16 protein-coding genes and 5 pseudogenes are annotated in these 20,095 nt (G+C 69.1%); 8 read left to right on the top strand and 13 right to left on the bottom strand.

The window, feature by feature from the left end; genetic code table 11:
* Positions 1-55 precede the first annotated feature (55 nt).
* Positions 56-415: a phospholipase D-like domain-containing protein gene (locus ACWC0C_RS46170; RefSeq protein WP_450871033.1), complete on the top strand. Its 360-nt coding sequence runs from the start codon at positions 56-58 to the stop codon at positions 413-415.
* 135 nt (positions 416-550) lie between these two features.
* On the opposite strand, the gene ACWC0C_RS46165 is transcribed toward ACWC0C_RS46170, so the two are convergent.
* From ACWC0C_RS46165 to ACWC0C_RS46155, 3 genes are all read right to left on the bottom strand, one after another.
* A complete protein-coding gene (locus ACWC0C_RS46165) occupies positions 551-706 on the bottom strand; it encodes a hypothetical protein (protein ID WP_450871032.1) in 156 nt (51 codons plus the stop codon).
* Positions 707-822: 116 nt separating this feature from the next.
* Positions 823-1,149 carry a hypothetical protein gene (locus tag ACWC0C_RS46160; protein WP_450871031.1) on the bottom strand — a complete coding sequence of 109 codons (327 nt, stop codon included), beginning with the start codon at positions 1,147-1,149 and terminating at the stop codon, positions 823-825.
* Positions 1,150-1,881: 732 nt separating this feature from the next.
* On the bottom strand, positions 1,882-2,496 hold the full coding sequence (locus ACWC0C_RS46155) for a superoxide dismutase family protein (RefSeq protein WP_450871030.1): 615 nt from the start codon (positions 2,494-2,496) through the stop codon (positions 1,882-1,884).
* Between the two features lie 1,262 nt (positions 2,497-3,758).
* On the opposite strand from ACWC0C_RS46155, the pseudogene ACWC0C_RS46150 reads away from it, so the two are divergent.
* Positions 3,759-3,863, top strand: a pseudogene (locus ACWC0C_RS46150) (IS5/IS1182 family transposase); the annotation flags it as partial.
* Positions 3,864-3,933: 70 nt separating this feature from the next.
* On the opposite strand, the gene ACWC0C_RS46145 reads toward ACWC0C_RS46150, so the two are convergent.
* Together ACWC0C_RS46145 and ACWC0C_RS46140 are read right to left on the bottom strand one after the other, a co-directional pair.
* The gene (locus tag ACWC0C_RS46145; RefSeq protein ID WP_450871029.1) at positions 3,934-5,292 is read right to left on the bottom strand and encodes a hypothetical protein; all 1,359 of its coding nucleotides are present in this window, start codon (positions 5,290-5,292) and stop codon (positions 3,934-3,936) included.
* 492 nt (positions 5,293-5,784) lie between these two features.
* Positions 5,785-6,057: a DUF4242 domain-containing protein gene (locus ACWC0C_RS46140; RefSeq protein ID WP_450871027.1), complete on the bottom strand. Its 273-nt coding sequence runs from the start codon at positions 6,055-6,057 to the stop codon at positions 5,785-5,787.
* Between the two features lie 233 nt (positions 6,058-6,290).
* Here ACWC0C_RS46140 and ACWC0C_RS46135 point away from each other — a divergent pair, with 233 nt between their 5' ends.
* Together ACWC0C_RS46135 and ACWC0C_RS46130 are read left to right on the top strand one after the other, a co-directional pair.
* Entirely contained in the window at positions 6,291-8,840 is a 2,550-nt protein-coding gene (locus tag ACWC0C_RS46135; RefSeq protein WP_450871026.1) for an ATP-binding protein, read from the top strand.
* A gap of 115 nt (positions 8,841-8,955) precedes the next feature.
* Positions 8,956-9,540, top strand: coding sequence for an RICIN domain-containing protein (locus ACWC0C_RS46130; RefSeq protein WP_449201924.1), 585 nt, complete (start codon positions 8,956-8,958; stop codon positions 9,538-9,540).
* Positions 9,541-9,625: 85 nt separating this feature from the next.
* On the opposite strand, the gene ACWC0C_RS46125 is transcribed toward ACWC0C_RS46130, so the two are convergent.
* Positions 9,626-9,832 carry a hypothetical protein gene (locus tag ACWC0C_RS46125; RefSeq protein ID WP_450871024.1) on the bottom strand — a complete coding sequence of 69 codons (207 nt, stop codon included), beginning with the start codon at positions 9,830-9,832 and terminating at the stop codon, positions 9,626-9,628.
* A 3-nt stretch (positions 9,833-9,835) separates the two neighbouring features.
* On the opposite strand from ACWC0C_RS46125, the gene ACWC0C_RS46120 reads away from it, so the two are divergent.
* Complete coding sequence (locus tag ACWC0C_RS46120) at positions 9,836-10,216, top strand: hypothetical protein (protein WP_450871022.1); 381 nt, start codon at positions 9,836-9,838, stop codon at positions 10,214-10,216.
* Between the two features lie 922 nt (positions 10,217-11,138).
* On the opposite strand, the gene ACWC0C_RS46115 is transcribed toward ACWC0C_RS46120, so the two are convergent.
* The 3 genes and pseudogenes from ACWC0C_RS46115 to gvpO form a co-directional block, all read right to left on the bottom strand.
* The gene (locus tag ACWC0C_RS46115; RefSeq protein ID WP_450871020.1) at positions 11,139-13,451 is read right to left on the bottom strand and encodes an ArnT family glycosyltransferase; all 2,313 of its coding nucleotides are present in this window, start codon (positions 13,449-13,451) and stop codon (positions 11,139-11,141) included.
* Between the two features lie 1,085 nt (positions 13,452-14,536).
* Positions 14,537-14,817, bottom strand: a pseudogene (locus ACWC0C_RS46110) (transposase); the annotation flags it as partial.
* Positions 14,814-14,990 (bottom strand): annotated as a pseudogene (gene gvpO / locus ACWC0C_RS46105) (gas vesicle protein GvpO); the annotation flags it as partial. The pseudogenes ACWC0C_RS46110 and gvpO, both read right to left, overlap by 4 nt.
* 322 nt (positions 14,991-15,312) lie before the next feature.
* Here gvpO and ACWC0C_RS46100 point away from each other — a divergent pair.
* Positions 15,313-15,594 (top strand): CsbD family protein, encoded by a 282-nt coding sequence (locus tag ACWC0C_RS46100; RefSeq protein WP_449201917.1) that lies wholly within the window; start codon positions 15,313-15,315, stop codon positions 15,592-15,594.
* A gap of 441 nt (positions 15,595-16,035) precedes the next feature.
* Here the strand turns inward: ACWC0C_RS46100 and ACWC0C_RS46095 are convergent.
* Both ACWC0C_RS46095 and ACWC0C_RS46090 read right to left on the bottom strand, forming a co-directional pair.
* Positions 16,036-16,353, bottom strand: a pseudogene (locus ACWC0C_RS46095) (hypothetical protein); the annotation flags it as partial.
* Positions 16,354-16,441: 88 nt separating this feature from the next.
* Complete coding sequence (locus ACWC0C_RS46090) at positions 16,442-17,428, bottom strand: MsnO8 family LLM class oxidoreductase (protein ID WP_450871018.1); 987 nt, start codon at positions 17,426-17,428, stop codon at positions 16,442-16,444.
* A gap of 509 nt (positions 17,429-17,937) precedes the next feature.
* Here ACWC0C_RS46090 and ACWC0C_RS46085 point away from each other — a divergent pair.
* Positions 17,938-18,189, top strand: a complete 252-nt coding sequence (locus ACWC0C_RS46085; protein ID WP_449201619.1) for a hypothetical protein — start codon at positions 17,938-17,940, stop codon at positions 18,187-18,189.
* Positions 18,190-18,357: 168 nt separating this feature from the next.
* Here the strand turns inward: ACWC0C_RS46085 and ACWC0C_RS46080 are convergent.
* Together ACWC0C_RS46080 and ACWC0C_RS46075 are read right to left on the bottom strand one after the other, a co-directional pair.
* Positions 18,358-18,705: pseudogene (locus ACWC0C_RS46080) on the bottom strand (transposase); the annotation flags it as partial.
* 38 nt (positions 18,706-18,743) lie between these two features.
* Positions 18,744-18,959 carry a hypothetical protein gene (locus tag ACWC0C_RS46075; protein ID WP_450871017.1) on the bottom strand — a complete coding sequence of 72 codons (216 nt, stop codon included), beginning with the start codon at positions 18,957-18,959 and terminating at the stop codon, positions 18,744-18,746.
* 220 nt (positions 18,960-19,179) lie between these two features.
* On the opposite strand from ACWC0C_RS46075, the gene ACWC0C_RS46070 reads away from it, so the two are divergent.
* Complete coding sequence (locus ACWC0C_RS46070) at positions 19,180-19,893, top strand: hypothetical protein (RefSeq protein ID WP_450871016.1); 714 nt, start codon at positions 19,180-19,182, stop codon at positions 19,891-19,893.
* The last annotated feature ends 202 nt before the right edge of the window (positions 19,894-20,095 follow it).

The following is a 20,095-nucleotide window of genomic DNA, read 5'->3' as shown; positions in this document are numbered from 1 at the left end:
TCAGCCCCAACGAATACGAACGCCGACACCACGCGGCTAAGCTCACGCTCGCCGCATGATCAACGAAGCGTGTCCACCATCACGGGGGAAGGCCCATGACCCGGGCGGCATGGCTGATGCCCGCCGCAGCAGCCACCAGGACCCCGCTTTGTTCTGGTTCGTGGATGATCCCCGCTTCGCCGCCGCGCCCAGTCACCCCTACACACCTGGCAAAGAGCAAGACTTCATGCACAACAAGGTCCTGGTCATCGACGGCCAAACAGTCGTGACCGGCTCCTATAACTACTCTGAACACGCCGAAACCAACGCCGAAAATACCCTCATCCTCACAGATCCCGGCCTCGCTACCGCCTACGAGGCTTACCTCAACACTCTTCTGACCACCTACCGCCGTACGCATCCCGTTCCCGCGTAAGCGCGATTGCCTAGCGCAATAGCCAGGGAAGATGAGACCTGTCTGGCTGCCCTCGCTCGGCGTGCTCGCTGGCGTGGCAGGCCAGCGTCTGGTCGGTCATGCTCATGGGCACGGTGACCTTCATCTCCGTGCTCATCACATCTCGTTGATCCGCCGACGGGTCCGCGCTCCGCGGGACGAACAGCGATTGATAGCTGCGGCGGCCGGGCTGTCGGCGCCGGCGGGGATGTGCGGGTAGACGCAGTCGACCAGGTCGTACTCGGTCGCGTCGTCGGCCCCGGAGCCGACCACGGCGCAAATCGGGCTGCAGTATCCGCCAGCTTGCGTCCATACCCCCGGCCAGTCAGGGTGCTGCTCGGTCACATGCACGTCGCAATTCCGGCACTGGACCTTCTGCTCCTTGCCGGTCAGCTTCCCGGCCGGACGGGCCTGTGCGGCATTGAGGACGTGCCCAACCCGGTCCGCACTCGTTCTCCGAGCTGACCAGCACACCTGGCCAGTGCGGGTGCCGGTCGGTCACCGGCGCGCCGTAGCCGGCGCACTGGGCGGGCGGCCAGGCCGTGAGCGCGGAGCAGGGCGAAGGTCTCCTCGGGCAGCGTCAGGCACATGTCGCCAGGGCCGTCGGCGAGCTGCGCCAGGTCGAACAGGGGCAGTTCCTTCTCCGCCAGGCGCACGTCCTCCCACGTCTCCATCCCGGCCACCGGCAGGCTCTGTGCCCAGCCGATGCGCGGCACACGGGTGGTTGACGGCCGCTGCACAGTGTCCAGACCCGGGCGCCGCAGGCCCTCGGGTACATAGGTGGCCAGGGCCCGGATCAGCTGATCGATGGCCTGGTCCTTTTCGTTTGGCGTCGAACCAGCTGCTCTTCACTAGTTCCCGCAGGGTCCCCCGCGGGTACAGCGCCACCTCGTAGCGCCATCCGTCCGCGTCCCGGCGCAGACTGCGCTCGTACTCGCCGGAGTCGTCGAAGGAGAAGCACGCCAGGAGGCCGCCGGCCTCCTCCGCCGCGGCGAGGGCATCAGTGACCGTCACGTAGGTGCCAGTGAACTCGCCCCACGGTGTTGGCAGGGGCCCGAAGCCGTAGTCGCCCATCGACGCCAGCCCCGGCATGTCCGCCGCCACGGCCGCCCACAGAGGAGCCCGCTCTCTTCTGATGGTCCGCATCACCCTCCTGCAGCTAACGGCCACAGCCGGCTCGCGTCTGAGCGGCCGCCTGACGGCCTTTCGCTGGCTGAGAGTGACGGGGCTCTCGTCGCGTGATCGGTGCTCTCCGAGCCATGGGGGCGTTCCTGGCCCTCCCTCGGGGCGTGGGGGCACTCCACCCGTCGTGTGTTACGGAGTCCCGCTGGGCCGCAAGGCCTGACGGGGTGTATCCCGGACTGGCCAGCGTCCTTGGTCAGTGCGGCGTCCGCCTGCCCGGCCCCGGCCCGCGGACGCGTCCATCGTTTGCCGGGGCGTGGGATCGCCTACGAGAAGGGGACGGTGAGACAGGCGAGACGGTCGCCGGCCATGCCGGCCATGCCGGGTTCGGTGCTGGTGCGATTCGCGTGGATCACCACTGAGTTCGCCTGGCCCTTGCGGAAGGCCCACTTCACATGCGAGGTCATGGTGGCCTCGCCCTTGGCATCGGTCGTGAAGTCCAGCCAGACCTCGTTGTTCTTGTTGGCGTACGCCGGGTCGACCGAGGGCTGCACCGGGTCCTTCTTGTCCTGGTAATGCGGACCGGAGTCGGCGGGCTTCGCCCCGCACGCCTTGGCGTGTACGTGGGAACCGTACGTGCGGTTGGGGCGCAGCCCCGACACGGCGAGGGTGATCTCCCTCCCCCCGTCCTCGACCTTGGTTTTGATGGTGGCCGTCGCCCCGGTCGGCACGAGGCCGGTGTTGTAGGTGACCCCTGCAGGCTGCTTACCGGAGGCGGCCGGGGCGGCGAACGCGGCCGAGGCCAGCGCTGCGGCGCTGGTATCGGAACTCGCCGTGGCCGTCGGTGTCCCTGCCCCGGAAGCCGACGAGCCGAAAGAGCAGGCGGCCAAACCACCGGTCATCACCATGGCCCCCGCAAGAACCGCAACAGAATGGCGCATCTCAGTTCTCCTCGCGTACACCGCGACCCAGGACCAGTCGGGGCACCCGCTCCTCGCCGATGAGAACCCATCGGGGAGGACCGGGCGAATGGGGCCGCATGAGCCCCCCGGGCACGACATCCCAGGGGCGCTTCCACCCTCCCACCACCCGAGCCCCGCCCGCCTTCCTGGATATGCCGTCCAGGTGATGCAGGGCGGCGACCGCGCGGACAGCCTGGAGGGCCCGATGCGCGCCAGGCCGTCCAATGAGGCGCGAGAACGAGACCATCAGAGGTTCAAAGATGGGTTCTGAGAACCGGACAGAGTGAGGCGAGGAGTATCCCTGGTCGTTTTCAGGAATCGCCATCAGTGCTGCTGTACTACCGGCGCGGCCCCGCCGACGGCGACAACGGGGCGATCTTCGGGCGTCCGTGGAAGTCGACCGGGCCAGCATGGGCCGCGAACGCCTCGCCGCCAAGCTGCCCGCGTACGAGCGCCTTCACCGTTACGTGCCCGCGGCCCCGGGGCGCCGGCCCCCCAGGAGCCGGGTCTGGAGGAGTGGCGGCGGCGCTACCCGCTCTTTCCCCGCCTCCTGTTCGTCCTGGACGGCACCGGACCCGCCGGTGTCGAAACCCGGGTCAGCGCCCTGCGCGCGGCAGCCAGGCCGCTGGCACCCTTCCTGCGGGACGTCCCCATCCTCGCGGCGCCACTGGCCGACCTGCTCCAGCACGCCCCCTGCGCGCCCTGTATGGCGCCCCGTCCACGACCCCGACCCCGACCAGCGAATCCCCTGGACCGGGGCCGGGTAGCGGCAGGCGTGACGCGCGGCCGCCGCAGACGACGGCACGAGTCTGTACTCCGCTTCGCCCGCAGACCTCCGTAGCGAAGTGAGCGGTCCGCTCCGGGCAACCGGCAGTCGAGCACGAAGGAGAACACCGTCAGTGACGTCTGGGCTCTGGCTCGGGCAGTGGCGTTGAGCTGGTCTTGCCTGACCTGGTCGATGTCGTGATCCTTAGCAGGGCAGCCGCGCTTCTTATGGTTCCAGCGTGTGCAGTCGAAGTACCCCACACCAGCAGCAGACCGGCACAGCGCGGCTCTGTGAGGTAGGCAGTGAGCTGCGTCTCCGGGGTGAGCGGGCGGCGGCGCTGGCAGCGGCAATACGCGCGGTGGTGCGTGCCAAGAGACGCAACTGCGGTATTTGCGGATACCGCTCAGCGAGAGCCTGCAGTGCGGAGGCCGCGTCCGGCGTGGCCCGGGAGACAAGACGGTGCGGCAGCGATCGAATCATGTCTTTGAAGTCCTGGCGGATCTTCCGCCGTGCCCGCTGCAGTCCCAACCGCCTGACGTCCATCGCCGCAGCCGTCCTCACCCTGGAGAAGCACGGCTGAAGAGGCTCAGTCGAGGGGGATTCCAGCGGGTGGGTGGTCCTGCCTCCGGGGCAGGTGACCCGGAAGCCGTTCAGCGCGTCAGACTGGTGATCTGCGCGATGGCCGGGCTGCTGCCGGGGAACGTGTTCACGCCGGTCCTGGTGACGCCGACGCCGGTCACGAAGGTGTTGATCGTGTTGTCCACGTCCTCCCAGGCGACCACCGCGCCGCCGCCGACCGCCGGGGCGATCGCCGGACTGGTGCCGGCCGGGAAGGCGAAGCCGATGGTGGTCGCGGTGCCAGCCGAGGTCAGGGTCTGGACGGTGCCGTCGGAACCGTTGACGGCGATGTCGATCTCGCCGGAGGGCAGGGTCGTGATGGCCGGGCTGGTACCCGTCGCCGCTGCCAACGGGGTCGGGAAGGTCTGCGCGTGGGCGTAGTCAGCGGTGCGCACGCTGTGGTCCGGGGCCTGGTACACGATCTCGTAGGCATCCTTCTGGTGCGGGATGTACGTGATCGCGGGGCTCGTCCCCGGCGCGACCGGCGCGTGCGGCGTGCCGTACCCGCCGAACCCGGTCACGGGGTCGATGACGGCCAGGTTGCCGTTCGGGTCGACGTATGCGATCGCGATGCCTGCGGACGTCAGGGTCACGCTCGGGCTGGTGCCCTGGGACATCCCGAAGCCGACGCTGCGTCCGCCGGTGGCGGAGGAGTAGGTCCACAGGGCGCCGGTGTTGGCCTGGAACGCGACGGTAAAGCTGCTCGCGCCTGTGGCTGTGATGCTCGGACTGGTCCCCGCCGCCATTCCGAGGCCGGTGTCGTTCGCGGTGCCTTCCGGCGCCACCACCCACAGGTCGCCGTTGACGCCTTGGTAGGCGGCCTCGTAGTCGCCGCCGACGTTGAACAGCGCCACCCGGGTGCCGGACTTGACCGGGGCGCCCGTGCTCCGGGCCTCGGAGTGGATCTGTGCCTTGGTCTCAGTGCCCGAGGTATCGGGGAAGGCGATCGCCGCGCCGGCCAGACCGTTCACGGTGAACGCCGGCTCCACGGTGGCCGACTGTTCGTCCAGTGCGGTTTCGCCGAACCGGGTGGCAATGCTCAGCGTCCAGGTCGCCGTGCTCGGCCCGGACTGCGAGAGCGTGACGGTGCGGCTGCCGGACGTCGTCACGGCTTCGTCGCCGTTGAAGCCGGGTCCGGAGATCCGCTCGGAGATGATCGCCGGATTGCAACCGGCGATGTTGACGACGTGCCAGCTGACGTTCACCGAGCCGCCGGACACGACCGTCGTCGGGTTCAGCATGATGCTGCCGGCCGGGTCGCAGTCGGCGACCGTCGACGGCGCTGCCGGCGCGGCCCCTGCGGGCCCTGCCGCAACAGCCAGGCTTCCGGCGGTCAGCACCAGAACTGCGGCGGCGCCGAGGCGACCGCCCCGCACCGATGAAACACGCATGGTTGTACTCCTTTTCGAGATGTTCCGCGGCGACGGTGCCGCGGTGCTGTCCATCACGCTCGTCTTGGTGTGCTGAAGCGGCGCTGGATCCGCGCCGAAGCCGCCGGTGGCGGGCCGCAGGCGAGTGGCGGTGAGGTGCGCGAACCGCGTCAGGAGTGCGAGTCCGACATCGGAACCGGAACGCAGCGGGCCGCCGAGCCGATCTCGCAGACGGGGCCGGCTCGGGCCCCACCCCGGTCGCGGCTCGGGCGGTGCGATGGGGCGGTGCGCCAAGGTCCGCGAGGTGCATGGCCGCCGCGGTGTGCGGGCGGTGCATAGCCGCCGCAGTGTGCGGGTGGTGCTCATGCGTGCTGCCGCACCGCATCACAGGCCTGCGGTCCGCCGAGCGTCCGGTTTCCGGCATCGGTGTCACGGGCGGCGCCACCGCGGCCACCCCGGGGCGCCGCAGCCGCCAGCGGCCATGGGCAGTGCCACCCGACGATGAGCCGAGGCTCAGTGGTAGAAGTACTGATCCAGGACCCTGACCTCGGTGACCTGGTCGGCGGGCAGACCGGAAGCGCCCGCAGCCCTCCGGATGGCGTCCTCGGACGGCCCGTCGTACACGCAGTACGTCACGCTCTTGTCGATGCTCACATAGGAGTGGACCCAGGTGACACCGAGTTCGGCGTTGGTGTGAACCACCGTCGAGCAGCTCTTGGCGCCCTCGGCGTCGACCGGGATGTGCAGCCCGTCGGTGAAGTGTCTCTGAACGAGGTATCGCGGCATGTCGCACGCTCCTTTCTCACCACGAGCATCGGTGCAGCGACGGCCTCACCTCATCGGGAACACCTCCCTATCTGTGGTCCGCTCACTCCCCATGCCAGGCGGTGGGAGTGGCCAAGCCAGCCACAGCTACCGACCCAGCCCACCTGCCGACTGAAACGACCTTCGGGCACCCGCCGGGCTTCCGCGCGGCCGCTTCCGCCTTGGCCCCGCCCATCGACACCTAGACTCCCGGCATGGGACTGCTGGAGCGTGAACATGCCATAGCTGCGTTACGCGACTGCCCGCCGGGCCGGATCGCCCTGGTCGCGGGAGAGGCGGGGATCGGCAAGACCGCGCTGGTGCGGGCGTTCTGCGAGGAGGCGGCCGGAGCGGTCCTGCGCGGTGTCTGCGACGCGCTCCACACGCCGCGGCCACTCGGCCCGCTGCACGACATGGCCGCCACGGCAGGCGGTGCGCTGGCCGGGCTGGTTCGGGCGGACGGCCCTCGGCACGCTCTCTTCACCGCGCTCCTGGACGAGTTGACGGCACGTGAGTGGCTGGTCGTGGTGGAGGACGCGCACTGGGCCGACGAGGCCACCGTCGACCTCCTCGTCTTCGTCGGGCGGCGGATCGCCGCGACGCGCAGCCTGCTCGTCGTCACCTACCGCGACGACGAGGTGGATTCCGCCCACCCGCTGCGCAGGCTGCTGGGAACGCTCGCCACCGACCGGACCGTCGTCCGGGTCCGTCTCGCACCGCTTTCGGTCGCGGCCGTCGCCGCACTGGCGGGCCCCGGCGACCCGCGGGACGTCGCCGATCTGCACGCCAGGACCGGCGGCAACCCCTTCTTCGTCACCGAGGCGCTCGCCGAGCCGGGACGGCGCCTGCCCGAGACCGTCCGGGACGCCGTGCTGGCCCGGGCGGCCGCGCTCGGCGCCGACCGGCGGAAGGCCCTGGAAGCGGTGGCGGTCTTCCCCGACGGCGCTCCGCTGTCGCTGGTCCCGGCGCGGTCCGTCGACGCCTGCGTGGACGCCGGCATGCTCGTCGTCGCGGGAAACCGCGTCCGGTTCCGCCACGAGCTGGCGCGGCTGGCCGTCGAGGAGAGCACCCCGCCCGGCCGGCGGGTCGCCCTGCACCGCGACGCCCTGGACGGCCTGACCGCTGCGGGCGCGGAGCCCGCCCGGCTGGCCCACCACGCCCAAGAGGCGGACCAGGGCCCCGCGGTGTTGTGCCACGCTCCCGCGGCGGCTCGGCGTGCCGCGGCGCTCGGGGCCCACCGGCAGGCCGCCGAGCACTACGCGCAGGCCTTGCGGTTCGCGGACCCGCTGCCCGCGGCGGATCGCGCCGAGCTCCTGGAAGCCTACGGCGACGCCTGTGGGCGCCTGGGCCGGGACGACGAGGCCGTCGACGCCCTGCGGCAGGCCCTGGAGTGCCTGGGCGAGCGGCGCGAGCGGGCCCAGGAAGCCGCGCTGCTCGCCAGAGGCGCCTACTACCTGTGGCGCAACGGCCGGGGCGCCGAGGCCTTGGAGACCAGCCGCCTCGCCCGCGCGGCGGCCGACCGGTCACGCCCGGGGCCCGGCCAGGCCACCGCCTATGCCTGGTTGGCCGTCCTGCTGATGCTCTCCCGGGAGATCCCCGAGGCCGTCCGGACCGGGCGCCGGGCGGTTGAGCTGGCCGAGCGGTACGGACAGCAGCACCCGCTCGCGCAGGCGCTCAACGCGGTCGGCTCAGCCCAGTGGTTCTGTGAACCCGAGCTCGCGGAGGCCACCCTTGTCCGGAGTCTCGAGGCGGCCAGGAGGGTTGGCGACGACGCGGCCGTCGGTATGGCGATGACGAACATCGGCACGGGCGCCGGTGAGATCCGCCGCTACACCACCGCCGAGCCCTGGCTGCACCAAGCCATCGCCTGGTGCGGGGCCCGGGACTTCGACGCGCACCGGTCGTACGCCGCCGCTTGGTGGGCGCGCTGCCTGTTCGAGCGCGGCCGCTGGGCCGAGGCCGAGGCCGCGCTGACGGACGTCGATCCAGCCGCGGGCACGTCGGCCCGGATCGTCGCCCTGACCGTGCTCGGGCGGTTGCAGGCCAGACGCGGCGACCCACGGGCCGCCCGAACACTCGACTCCGCATGGGACCTGGCCGAGCGCACCGAATCCCTGCAACGCCTTTGGCCCGTCGCGGCGGCCCGCGCGGAGCTGGCCTGGCTGGCCGGAAGGCCGACCGACCACCTGGTCCGCCCCACCTACGAGCTGGCCGTCCGGCTGGACCACGGCTGGGCGGTGGGCGAACTCGGGCAGTGGCTCGGCCCGTGCCGGACACCGTGCTCCCATGCCGCGGCGGAGCCCTATCGGCTGCCCCCGGCCGAGGCCGCCGCCGCGTGGGAGGCGCTCGGCTGCCCGTACGAGGCCGGGCTCGCGCTGGCCCGCGACCCGGAGCAGCTCCCCCGGGCCCTGCACCAGCTGGAACGGCTCGGTGCCCGCGCCGCCGCCGACCGGATCGCCGAACAGCTGCGCCGGCAGGGCCGACGTGCGCCCCGCCGGTCCACGCTCACTCACCCCGACGGGCTGACCGCCCGGCAGGCCGAGGTGCTCGCGCTGCTCGAGGCGGGCCTGCGCGACACGGAGATCGCGCAGCGGCTGCACATCTCCACAAAGACAGTCGGCCACCACGTCTCCGCCGTCCTGGCCAAACTCGGCGTGCGCAGCCGACGCGACGTGACCAGGCGTAGGGAGATCGCCGCCCCGGGATGGGGAGCGGCTCCCGATGTCCCGCCGCACCGCGCGCCGGACACTGGTTCCCGTCCATGAGAGCGGGCGACGGACCGGCGGTCTTCCGTACCACCGTTCCACCACCGCCGGCGCGCCGTTCGGGCGCGACGAGGCGGAGTCGTCTCGCCACTTTCACTACGGGAGGGGAAACCAGATGACCAGAACGAGGACGGGAAGCGCCGGGATCCTACTGGCCGGCGTACTGGTGGCGGGGGCCGCGCTGACCGGGGCGGGGTCAGCCCAGGCCGCCGGCGCCGGACCGGCGGCACCACACGCCGCCGGCCGGGCGCCGGGCGGGACGCGGCCGGCGGCTGCCCAGAACTACACCATCGTCAACGACCACGCCGGCAAGTGCGCCGAGGTCGACGGCAACGGCCGCTTCGACCCCGGCACGCTCGTCCACGAGTGGTCCTGCGACGGCGAGCTGAACCAGGTGTGGCGGCCGATCGACCTCGGCAACGGGTTCTTCCTGCTTGAGAACACCGGCAGCGGCTACTGCATGAGCGTGACCGACCCCGTCGACGGCGCCCAGCTCGACCAGGCGGCGTGCAACGCATCCCTCCCGCAGGAGTCCTGGCAGCTGCGGCCCGCCGACGGGTTCGGCCACCTGTGGCTGGCCTCCGGGCTGAGCAGCGAGTGCATCGCGCTGTACCCCAACACGTCCAAGAACGGCACCGCCGTGGTGATCAACGGCTGTAGCACCACCAGTGGACAGTTCTGGCACCTCTCCCAGGCCTGACCACAACTGCAAACCCCGTCCGACACCACGCCTCGGCTTTCGACGTTCTGGCAGGTCTGGGTGATCAGGCTGTGCTGGCTGCGGCTCATGCCTGCTGGACGGCGTGGATTTCCTCATCCCTGGGCCGGCCTGGGCCGATGGGCCTAAATCGGGCGACGATGATCACCCGGCGGAGCTTGGCGACCATGCCGGACAGGGACGGGTCGGCCTTGGTGGTGTACCGCGAGGCCCGCTCACGGTGCTCGGCGACGTCGGCCGGTTGGTGGGCGTGCAGCGTGTACCAGACGCTCATTCGGTGCTGTTCACCATGGGTCTCAGCCTTATCCGGGCCGGACAGGTAAGGGCCGCCAGCACATACTTCCGCCTCCTAGCCGACGCCACAGGCCGCCGACTCGGCGCCGACCACCCCGACACCCTGGCTGCACGCGGCTATATCGCCTTCTCTCGGGGCTTGGCCGGGGATGCGACGGGCGCCGCGGCAGCCTTCGCTGAACTGCTACCCGATCTGCTGCGGGTGCTGGGCCCCGACCACCCGCACACCATCACCACCCGGTACGGCGACATCATCCTCGGGGAACCGGACGCCGAGGACGCATCGGAGGACCGGGAAGTGTTCGTCGACCTGTTGCCTTACCACCTGTTACTGGAGTACCGCGGTCCCGGCGCGACTTCATGATCGGTGATATGGAGGCGAGAGATCCACCTGTTGATGAATCGACCGATTGATGAGCAAGATCGGCAAGCGGCAGTCTTCGGCCGGATCGACGCCGGATCATGCCCATAAAACGTGTCAGAAAGTCGATGTGCTCAAGAACTTGAGGAGGCCGCTGCAGGTGTGGCGGCGCCTGGCCCCGCGGGCCGAGCAGATCATCGTCCTCGACCCTCACCAGCAGGAGTTCTTCCGTGGCCCGCTCCCGGACGGGCGCGTGCACCTGGTGCCGCACAGCATCGACACCACCGCCTTCCCTCCCGCCGCTGCACCGCCGGAGCCCGGCCAGCCGCTCGTACTGACCGTCGGCTGGTGGTTGCGGGACTTCGCCAACCTCGGCGCCGTCCACGACCTCCTGCACCGCCGCCACGGCCAGGAGATCGAGCTGGCAGTCGTCACCCGGCATGCCGCCTTGCGCTCCTGGCACCCGGCCGTCCGTGTCCTCGATGGGATCAGCGAGCAGGAGCTGATCGGCCTGTACCGACGGGCGGCGATTCTCCTGCTGCCCCTCACCGGGGCGAGCGCCAACAACGCGCTGTTGGAAGCCCTCGCCTGCGGCACCCCAGCCGCCGTCCTCGTCCCACCCGGCGACGCTGCGGCTGCCGCCGAAGCCGCCGACAAGCTCCTCGCCGAGTGGGGCACCACCGACCACTCTGTACGGCGCATGGCCGCCAGGGAGCGGGCCGGTGGCTGCTGTCCGCTCGTCCCAGCCCCCCCCACCAGCATGAATGAGGAGGCGCCTTGGCTGGTGGTGCTACTGCCGACGCTTCTTGAACAGACCGTCGCCGCCGAGTCGATCGCCGCGGGAAGTGGCGATCTGCGTGTTCCACAAGGCGACAGTGGCGCGGGCGGGGGCCGTCTGGCCGGATGCCTGAACTGCTTGATCAAGTCAGTGGCCGGGGACGCACCGGTACAGCGTCTGTGCCCTGGCTTCTCCCCCAGCCGCGCCGGTGAGGTCCGGGGCGATGGAGGTGACGTCGGAGGAGTCCGAACCGCCGTAGGCAGTGGCGGGGACGTGGGTGCAGGTGGACCGTACCCAGTTGGTGATCTGCGTGCCGGTCGTCGTCCCGCCGCCGAACAGTGGGCTCATACCGCGGCCGCCGCCCAGCAGCACGTACTGGAGCTTGCCGGAGTTGACCAACTGCCGGAACTGCGTCTCGGTCGGGAACGGCACCTTGCCGCTGAACCCGCCGAGCGGCAGGACATGGGCGCCGGCGCCGAGGATGTACGGGGATGCGCCGTTCCAGCTGGTGGTGGCGAAGACATAGGCGGCCGAGCCCTGGCGCGCGGTGGTGTAGTCGAGCAGCTTTCGTTGGTTCGCGGTGAGTTTGCCGTTCTCACCGAAGCCGCCGAAGCCGCCCATGCGTCGGCCGCTGGCGCCGTTGGCCCGCGCCATGCCACCGCGCCAGGGCATCTGGCCGGTCCGCGGGGTCGCCGAAGTCAGCGAGCGGTGGCCGCTGTCCGCGCGGGACGGGCCGACTGCACCCATGCCGGAGCTGCCGTACGAGGGGTTGAAGATCTGCACTGCCCACGCGCTCGGCGCGATCAGTACGGCCGCGAGGGACGCGGCCAGTCCGGCGAGGGCCAGCCGCCCGCCATAGGCGGCGCGACCGGGACGAGACAGCACCAACAGGACGGCGGCGGCGAAGCCGAGCACACCCACCGCGGGCGCCAGCCACGGCAGGAACGACGGAAACTCGCCGGCTAGGTACGCGCTCCACGCCGCCGTTGCCGCCACCGCGGTCGGCAGCGCCCAGGCACGTCGGCCGCCGGTCTGGTAGGCGCGCCACATCAGCGCGACACCGCCACCGGTGAGCGCGGCGAGCGGCACCGCGATCACGCCCATGTAGTAAGTGTGGCCGCCGACGCTGCCCGCGCTGAAGACCATGAAGTATGTGGTCAGCCAAGTGCCCCACAGCACGAACCCGGAGCGGACCCGGTCGGTGCGCGGCTTGCCCCGGCGCCAGAGCAGACCGCAGGCGAGGGCAATGGCGGCGATCGGGTACAGCCAACCGGTCTGCGAGGCGAGCGACGTGTCGAACATCTTGGACCAGCCGTTCTGGTCTCCGCCCAGGCCGCCACCACCGCCGGCCTGTCGCATGGCGCTCGCCCGGGATCCGCCGGCCTGACCGGCAGCTCGGCCCTGGGTGGCCTGGCTGCCCTGAGCGGCTGACACACCGGTGTGACGGTGGGTGCCGCGCATGGCTCCGGTGTCGTTCTCCTGGCCAGTCCCCTGGAGGGCGCCGCCGTGCCGTCCGCTGCCGCTGGACCAGTCGGCACCGGACTTGCCTTTCTGGCCGTACTGCCCTACCGGGCCGCCCTGTCCCAGCCAGTTGGCACCCGCGGCCCTGTTCAGCCCGCCATGGCCTCGCCCGCCGCCCTGCGTCGCGCTCACGCTGCCCGTAGAGGCGGCGCTGATACCGAGCGACGAGAAGCGATTCAGGAAGTTGTAGCCGACCACCATGCTGAACGCGGAGTTGTTGGTGGTGCCGTCCACATAGGGCCGGTCCTTGGCCGGGGTGAGCGTGACGGCGAGCATCCAGGACGCCGACACGGCGGTCATCACCAGGGCCGACAAGCCCAGATGCGCGAGCCGCTTCCGCCGCGCGATCGGCGCCGCCATCAGGTAGACCAGAGCGAGCGCGGGAAGCACTGCCCACGCCTCCAGCATCTTGGCCTGGAAGCCGAGCCCGACCCACACACCGGCGAGCATCAGCGGGCGCAGTCGGCCGTCCCGGGCCGCGCGTTGCGTGGCCTCAGCCGCAAGCAGCAAGCACAGCGTGAAGGCGGGGTCCTCGACCGCGGTTCGGAAGAGCCCCACAGTGACCGGAGTCAGCAGGAACGCCGTACTGGCGATCAGCGCAGCGGGGACGCCGGCCCAACGGCGCACCAAACGGTGCAGGACCAGCAAGCTCGCCACTCCCTCGATGACCTGAGGCAGAGTCAGCGCCCACGGATGGAATCCGAAGATGCGAGCGGAGAGTGCTTGGGGCCACAGGAATCCGGGCAATTTGTCCAGCGTGATGGAATTGCCAGGGTCGAAAGAGCCGTAGAAGAAAGCCTTCCAGCTCTCCGTCATGCTGCGAGCGGCGTTCGCGTAGAACGTGTGGTACTGGCTGTCCTCGATCCCCCAGGTGTAGAGCACGGCTGCGAGCACAGTGATGACCAGCAGCGCCGGGCGCGCGTACACGGGTTGGCCCACCGGCGATCTCCAGGGCGCGCGACGATCGGCACTGGTAGCGCGGGCGGACAGGTCAAGGAGGTCAGTCGTTGCCATGCCCAGCAGTCTTCGATACCAGGCGGGCCCGCCACACCAAAGAGGCCCATTTCAAGGAAATTCTTGTGAGACTCAGGGCTATCCTTTGACTGACCCGGGCGGGATTTCAATCTGCGCAGTACAGTTCATTACCTGTCTCATAAACCCGCCGAACACAGCAATTGCACAGTGGATACATAGCTTATGTCCTGCGAACGGGAGACGGCTCCCTTCGGTGACCTTGTATGGCGGCCCGGGATCCTCGCCCAGGCACACAGGTTCGCGCGGCCCGCCCCGACACGGGCGGTGTACAGCCGCCCGGTACGCCTGCCCTTTTCGCGGACTCATGGTCAGCGTACGCAGGGCCGATGCGCTGTCGGGAAGGAAGATGGGTGTAGCTCTCCTGTAGAGACGGTCTGAGCTGGGAACGTCCCCACAGAAGAGCTAACCCAGCCGGTTTGGCATTGGACCGAGCCTCAGCAGTCCGCCCACCCACCACTCGATTCGGTGGACGCCGAGGGTGGTCCAGCCCCAGTTGCACAGCGCCCGGGCGGCGTCCACCGAGTACCCGCGGCCGTGCTGGTCGTTGACTAGAGCCAGAACAACCCACAGCGTCAGGGCCGACAACTACTGGCTGTTGGCGACGGTGTGGAGGCGCTGCTGCTTGGCGAAGGCGACCGCTGGCTGTCAGCCGTCAACGTGCACGGCGACGTACATGTCGCCTGGTGCGCCACCATGCCTGCCGGGGCGCCGAGTTCGCGGATCCGGAACTCCTGGCCGTCCCTGACGCCCGCGGGGATGCGGACCTTGTAGGTGTGCTGCTCGCGGAAATTCCGGCCCTCCCCAACAATGCAGTCAAAGACTCGGTCCGGACGGCCCTTTCTCTTGAACACCTGCCCAGGGCCCTTCGGTTCTCCATCGAGGACCTCTTCGCGATGCTCATACGCGACCGCCCGGCCCGCACTGCTCCCTTCAGGACTGAACGCCCAAGCCTGCGCTACCAGACCGCAGCCCAGACGCCCCCGGAACCCCAGGCCCGCTTTGACCGCCCGAACGCTCACGGAGTCGATGGCGCACCGCGACCGTCCAGCCCGCCCTGGCTGCCGAGTTCGTCAAGGATCAGATAATGCAGCTTGGCCCACACTCAGGCCTGTGACCACTCGGTGAAACGGCGGTACGCGGTCACGCCCGATGAGCCGAAGCCGGGCGGAAGTTGGTTCCATGTCCAGCCTGACGTGGCGACGAACACGATTGCCGCCAGCACCTCCCGGTAGCCGTGCCGTCTGAGATCGCCTCCCTGCGGTCGCCCGGGACGCGCTCCAGCTCCACGACCTCTACCTCGGCTTCCCAACCGTCATCGCTCGGTTTCAGCGCGGAAACGGAGTCTGGAGCCCGCCCCAGCACCTCGGCTAGCTGTTGGGCCGCGCCCCGCATGGCCTCGGTCGCCGACGCCCGCTCCGGGGTCGCCTTCGCCTTCCGCGACAGGGGACGTGCCTCTTCCCGCTCACGGTCACTCGTGATCGTTCACCCTCCTCCTCTGTATCCATCATCAGCCTCGGCAACAGCCGCTGCCACTGGCTGATCAGGTGCCGAGCACCCGTGTCCGCCAGGTGCACAGAAATCCCGGGAGAAGGAATTTCGGAGTATCTGTCCCGTCGCCGACGGCTGGGCCCCTCAGCCATCAGGAATTCCGGACCGGAATTCCCGACGCTGAGTAGTCGACAGAGCGGGATGTGTAGCTGAGGTGATCGTCGTGGCAGAAGTCGGCGTCAGTCCGGGTTTGAGGCGTACCGGCTGAGGTATCCGGATGGCCTGGGAGAAGCCGGAATCCTCTGACAAGGGGCTGATGCAGATGTCTGATCAGGGAAAGAAGATCCGGGGCAAGGCTCAGGAAATGAAGGGGAAGGTCGAGGAAGCGGCCGGACGTGCCACCGGTGACGTGGAACTGCGCGGCAAAGGTGCGGGAGACCGCATCGCGGGAAAGGCCCGGCACGCGGCTGGTGAGGCGGGTCAGACGGTGCGCGGGACGGCCGAGGAGATCAAGGGGAAAGGGGAGCAGATGAAGGGGAAGGCCCGCAAGAACATGTGAGGGCGCTGCTCACGACCAGCGCCGATAGTGTCGCACCTCCTGCTGCGTCGCGGACCCCAGTGATCGCCACAGAGGGGCGGATCCGTGCGTCTTGGCACGTGGATGTCCAGAAGCGCGGATGCCGTCACAGTGCGGCGGCGTCGCGGCCCGGGCCGTGGCGAGAGTTTCACGGCCCTCGCGTAAGAGCCGGAGCAAACCGTTCCAGGCTGTCGTGTTCCTCGACCTGACCTGACCACCCGGGGGGCCGTCGACCGGAATCCCGACCACCCTGGCCCCCCAGGGATCCGGTCCCCGACGCCGCCGTGCGATTCGCATGAACCAGACAGCCGGGCTCGTGACCCCCCTTTCAACTGAACGACACTGTCACCCTCTGCAACCGGTCCCCAAGATCTGTGCCAGAGCCTGAACTTGACTCTGTCGGGGATCTCGGAGGTGCCGAGGTCAGGTGCCTAGGGTTCGCCAGGACTTCGGTCGGGTTATCTCACGCTGGTCGACGTAGTTCTGGAAGGCAGTCGGCCGGCGGCTTGGGTGCTTCTTCGGTCGGCAGCAGTGCGCTGATGCGCTCGATGTTGGCGCGATGGCCGTCAGGACGTGCTGAATGTGGGCCTTTCTCTGGCCTCGGTAGCGGCAGCGTCGCATGCCGTGTCCGTGGGCGAACTCGTTGACGGTCCTCCACTCCGGAGCGGACCGAGTAGCGGGTCTTCCACTCAGGCGTCTGTTGCTCGGTGCGACCTGCTGGCGGTCGTAGTCGATGTGGAAGTCGTCCCGAGCGAAGCCCTCGTTTTGGCGTCGGCGCCCGGGGCAGCTCTGGCGGGCGGGTCAGCGCGAACGGTTCGGTGCGCGGTCGTCACGGTGCCTTCGTGGCCTCGCAGTGCTTCTTGACGAGGTCGAAGGAGCGCACGCGGGCGTCGAGGTCGTAGACAGGTGTAGTCAGCATGAGTTCGTCTGCTCCGGTATCGGCGGCCAGTTGCGCGAGCCGGCGTACGACGGCCTCGGGCGTCCCGCACGCTTGCTGTGCGCGGAAACCGGCAAGCGCCTGCCGTTCCTCTGCTGTGAAGGGATGGGCGGCGGCATCCGCGGGCGTCGGGAAGGGAATCTCGCTCAGACCCTTGAGCAGCCCGGCCTTGACGACGTCCATGGGCCCGGCTCGCCACGCCGCTTCCTGCTCCGTCTCAGCGCATATCGCCTCCACGCACACCACAACCCGGGGCTGCTCGCACCAGCGGGACGGGATGAACGCCGCACGGTAGCGCTCCAGCACCGCGAAGGTGTTGTCGGGCCGGATGTGGTGTGCAACGGCGATCGGCAGGCCGAGTCGCGCGGCGAGGGCGGCACCAGCGGTACTGGAGCACAGCAGCCATGGCTCCGGCAGCGGGCCGAGTGCCACTTCGTCGACCAGAAAGGACAGGATCGCAGCGACGTCGTCCTGGTATTGCGCGTCCGTCGCCGGTCCGGCTCCGCGGCGCAATTCCCGCGCGGTGGCCTCGTCGAAGGTGCCAGGGCCGCGACCGATACCCAGGTCGATGCGGTCCGGGTGCAACGCGGCCAGTGTTCCGAACTGCTCCGCCAGCGTGATGGGCGCATGGTTGGGCGCCAGCACTCCGCCCGACCCGAGCCGGATGGCTGAGGTCGAGGCCGCCGCATGAGCGATCAGCACCACCGGTGGAAACGCGCCGATCGCGGGCGAATGGTGGTGCTCGGCATACCAGATCCGGTGATACCCCAGTAGTTCGAGCCTGCGAGCGAAGGCGGCGGTGTCGCGCAGGGTCTCCACGCCACGGGTCCCTGATTCGACCACCGCGACTTCCAGCGCTGAAATTGGCACATCGATCATGCCATCAGCATAGGGAAGGGATCGGCGTTCGCTTCAGGTGCGGTGATCTCCGCTGCCACGGGCTCGGGCCGGTGGGTGAGGTCTGTGCGCCAGTTGCCTCCGGTCCGGGATCGCCACGCTGGTCAACCGCATCACGGTTGGGGGTTCGATCGACCAGGTGGGCCCCATCCAGGGCGAGTTCGTAGCCGAAGTCAGGTGCGCCGGCGACCTGCATCTGTTCGAGGTCGTCGGTCGTCAGACGAGTCCGTATCAACTTGCCATCCCTGGGTTCGGTCCCTGGCGGCACTGGGTCTCGGAGCATTTGCGTCCTTGGCGCAAAAGCCTAGTCGCCAAGGTGTAGAGAATCGATCGTTGAGCCAGGAGTTCGGCCGCGATCAACTGCCGCCAGAGCGGACCTGGTGATGGATCTTCGTACGCGCGGGCATCCCGCGTCTGCGGCAGTGCGAGGAGAGGCCGGATGGGCTGACCACTCCGCGGCGAACGCCGGGAGCCGTTGAAGGGGGAGAATCATGGCGAAGAAGGCGATAATCACCCGACTAGCAGCCACCATAGCCATCTCGGGGTCGCTCCTCGGCCTGAACGTCGGTAGCGCACACGCGACCCCATACGGAGTACACATCCAGTCCGGCAATAACTACCAAACATGGACGGTCTGGCAGGGATCGAACGGCTGGGATCAAATCCAAGACAGCCAGACGGGACGCTGCCTGGCGGTCAACTTGCGGTACGGGGCGGACTTCCCGATCATCGATCGATACTGAGCCCTGGAGCCTGCAGGCGAGCAACGAGTGGTGGAACGAAGCGTCTGGCAGTTGGGGGCGCACGTTCGATGAGGCCAAGGTAGGTCACGGGTACTGCCTTGAAGCCCAGAACCAGAGCGATGGCCCGGTCTGGGGCTCGTGCAGTGCCGGCACACAGTACGAGAATTTCTACCTCATCCACATCTCGTCGGCGGTCTTGGTCCAGGCGAAGGGTCTGGGGTGCTCGTTCCAGTCGATGAGCCAGGTTCGGATGTCTCCTTCGAGGGCTGGGACGGAGCGGTGGACGCCGCGCTTGGGCCTCTTCTGCACCAGCTCGGCGAACCACCGCTCCCCCATATTGAGCCAGGACGAACTCGTTGGTGTGAAGTGCAGGTGGAACCGTGGGTGTGCCAGCAGCCACTTCTTGATGGCGGGTGTCTTGTGGGTGACGTAGTTGTCGAGGATGAGGCGAACATCGAGACCGGCCGGGACTTCCTTGTCGAGCCTGGCCAGGAACTTCTTGAACTCCACGGCCCGTCGCGCCGGTGCACTCTGACGTGGGGTCAGGAACTCGTTCACGGCCTCTGGTCGACTGCCAGCACGGTGGGCGCTGCGGTGCCCAAGTCCAGGCGCAGTGCCGACGCCTGGCGGCCACCGCCCCGCCGGGCGTCCCCCATGGCTTCACTCGTAAGAGCGGCCGAGCCCACTCGATAACCCCACGCATCCAACTCGTCCAGGTTCCGGCGGAGTTCGGCGCACAGGCCGCAGCCGTCGCAGTCGAGGTGGTTCATCTCCAATACGGTCGGGCGGCCCGAAGTGCACCCGTGGGGAACGACACGGCGGGGATCTGACACACCGCAGACGGTTCCCTACTTTGTCCAGCTGGACATGGCGATCCAGGCCAGCCCCAGGAGACGGTCGGCAACCGGTGAGCGCCCCGCCGCACGACAAGGTCCGGCCCTGTCCGAGAATGATCGTTGACACGGTGATGACGGTCGGACGGGAGATGCGTTGACGACGGTTACGAAGCGGGCCGGGAGGAAGCGGGCGGGCGATTTGGAATATCCACGCCGCCCGGTGCTGACCGCTTTGTCGGTTCCGGTGGCCGCCCTACTGCCCCTTGTCGGTGGGGTATTGGGGCCGCTGCGCTGGATGCTGGTGCCCTCGATCGTGTTGTGTCTGGTCGGCGTGGTCTGGCTGCTGGTCGCGGTGATGTCGTTGTCCTCTTCCGCCGTGCTGCGGAAGTTGGCACTGACGCTGATGTTCGCGCCGATGATCGCCACGCCGCTGTGCGCCATGCAGGCGTCCCAGACACTGGTCCTGCAGGCACGGGGCGTATCCCGGCCGGCCGTTATCACACGGAACGAGGTCCACCACGGGAAGTCGACCACGTATGACTGCACGGTCCGCTATGACGGTTCTACCACGCCGGCCCCCGATGCCGTCTCATGCGGTGCAGACGACCGGGTCGGCGACCGCGTACAGGTGGTGCGGGATCCCGCGGGGCTGGTCGATCCGGAATTCGAATGGCGGGTGCGTGCCGCCCAGGCCGACGTCGTGTTTGCCGTCATGTCGGAGATCGCCTTGATGGTCTCCTCAGTCTTGGCCGTCGCAGTCGGCGCGGTCATTCACGTCGTCGGCCGCCGACGTGCGGCCACCAGCTGCCACACACGGGGGGATGCCCCGTCGAGTCGGCTGAGGTCGTTGAGTGACCTGATGTGGTGAACCTCCACCTCACCAGCCCGCTCGCAGACTTCGCATAGACGTCTCCATGACCCAGCGCAGCCGGTGAAGCCGGAAGACGTCACTGGCCATCAGGTAGTACTGGACTAACGAGCTCGTGCACGGTAGGCAGGGAGACGTCGAGCTCCTGATCGTCGATCATGGCCGTGTGGTGGGGAACGCGTCTCGTGCAGCGATCATCAGC

It is taken from the genome of Streptomyces sp. NPDC001709, from assembly GCF_053596375.1.
The sequence above is the reverse complement of the archived record's forward strand: the minus strand, read 5'-3'. Positions and strand labels throughout refer to the sequence as shown.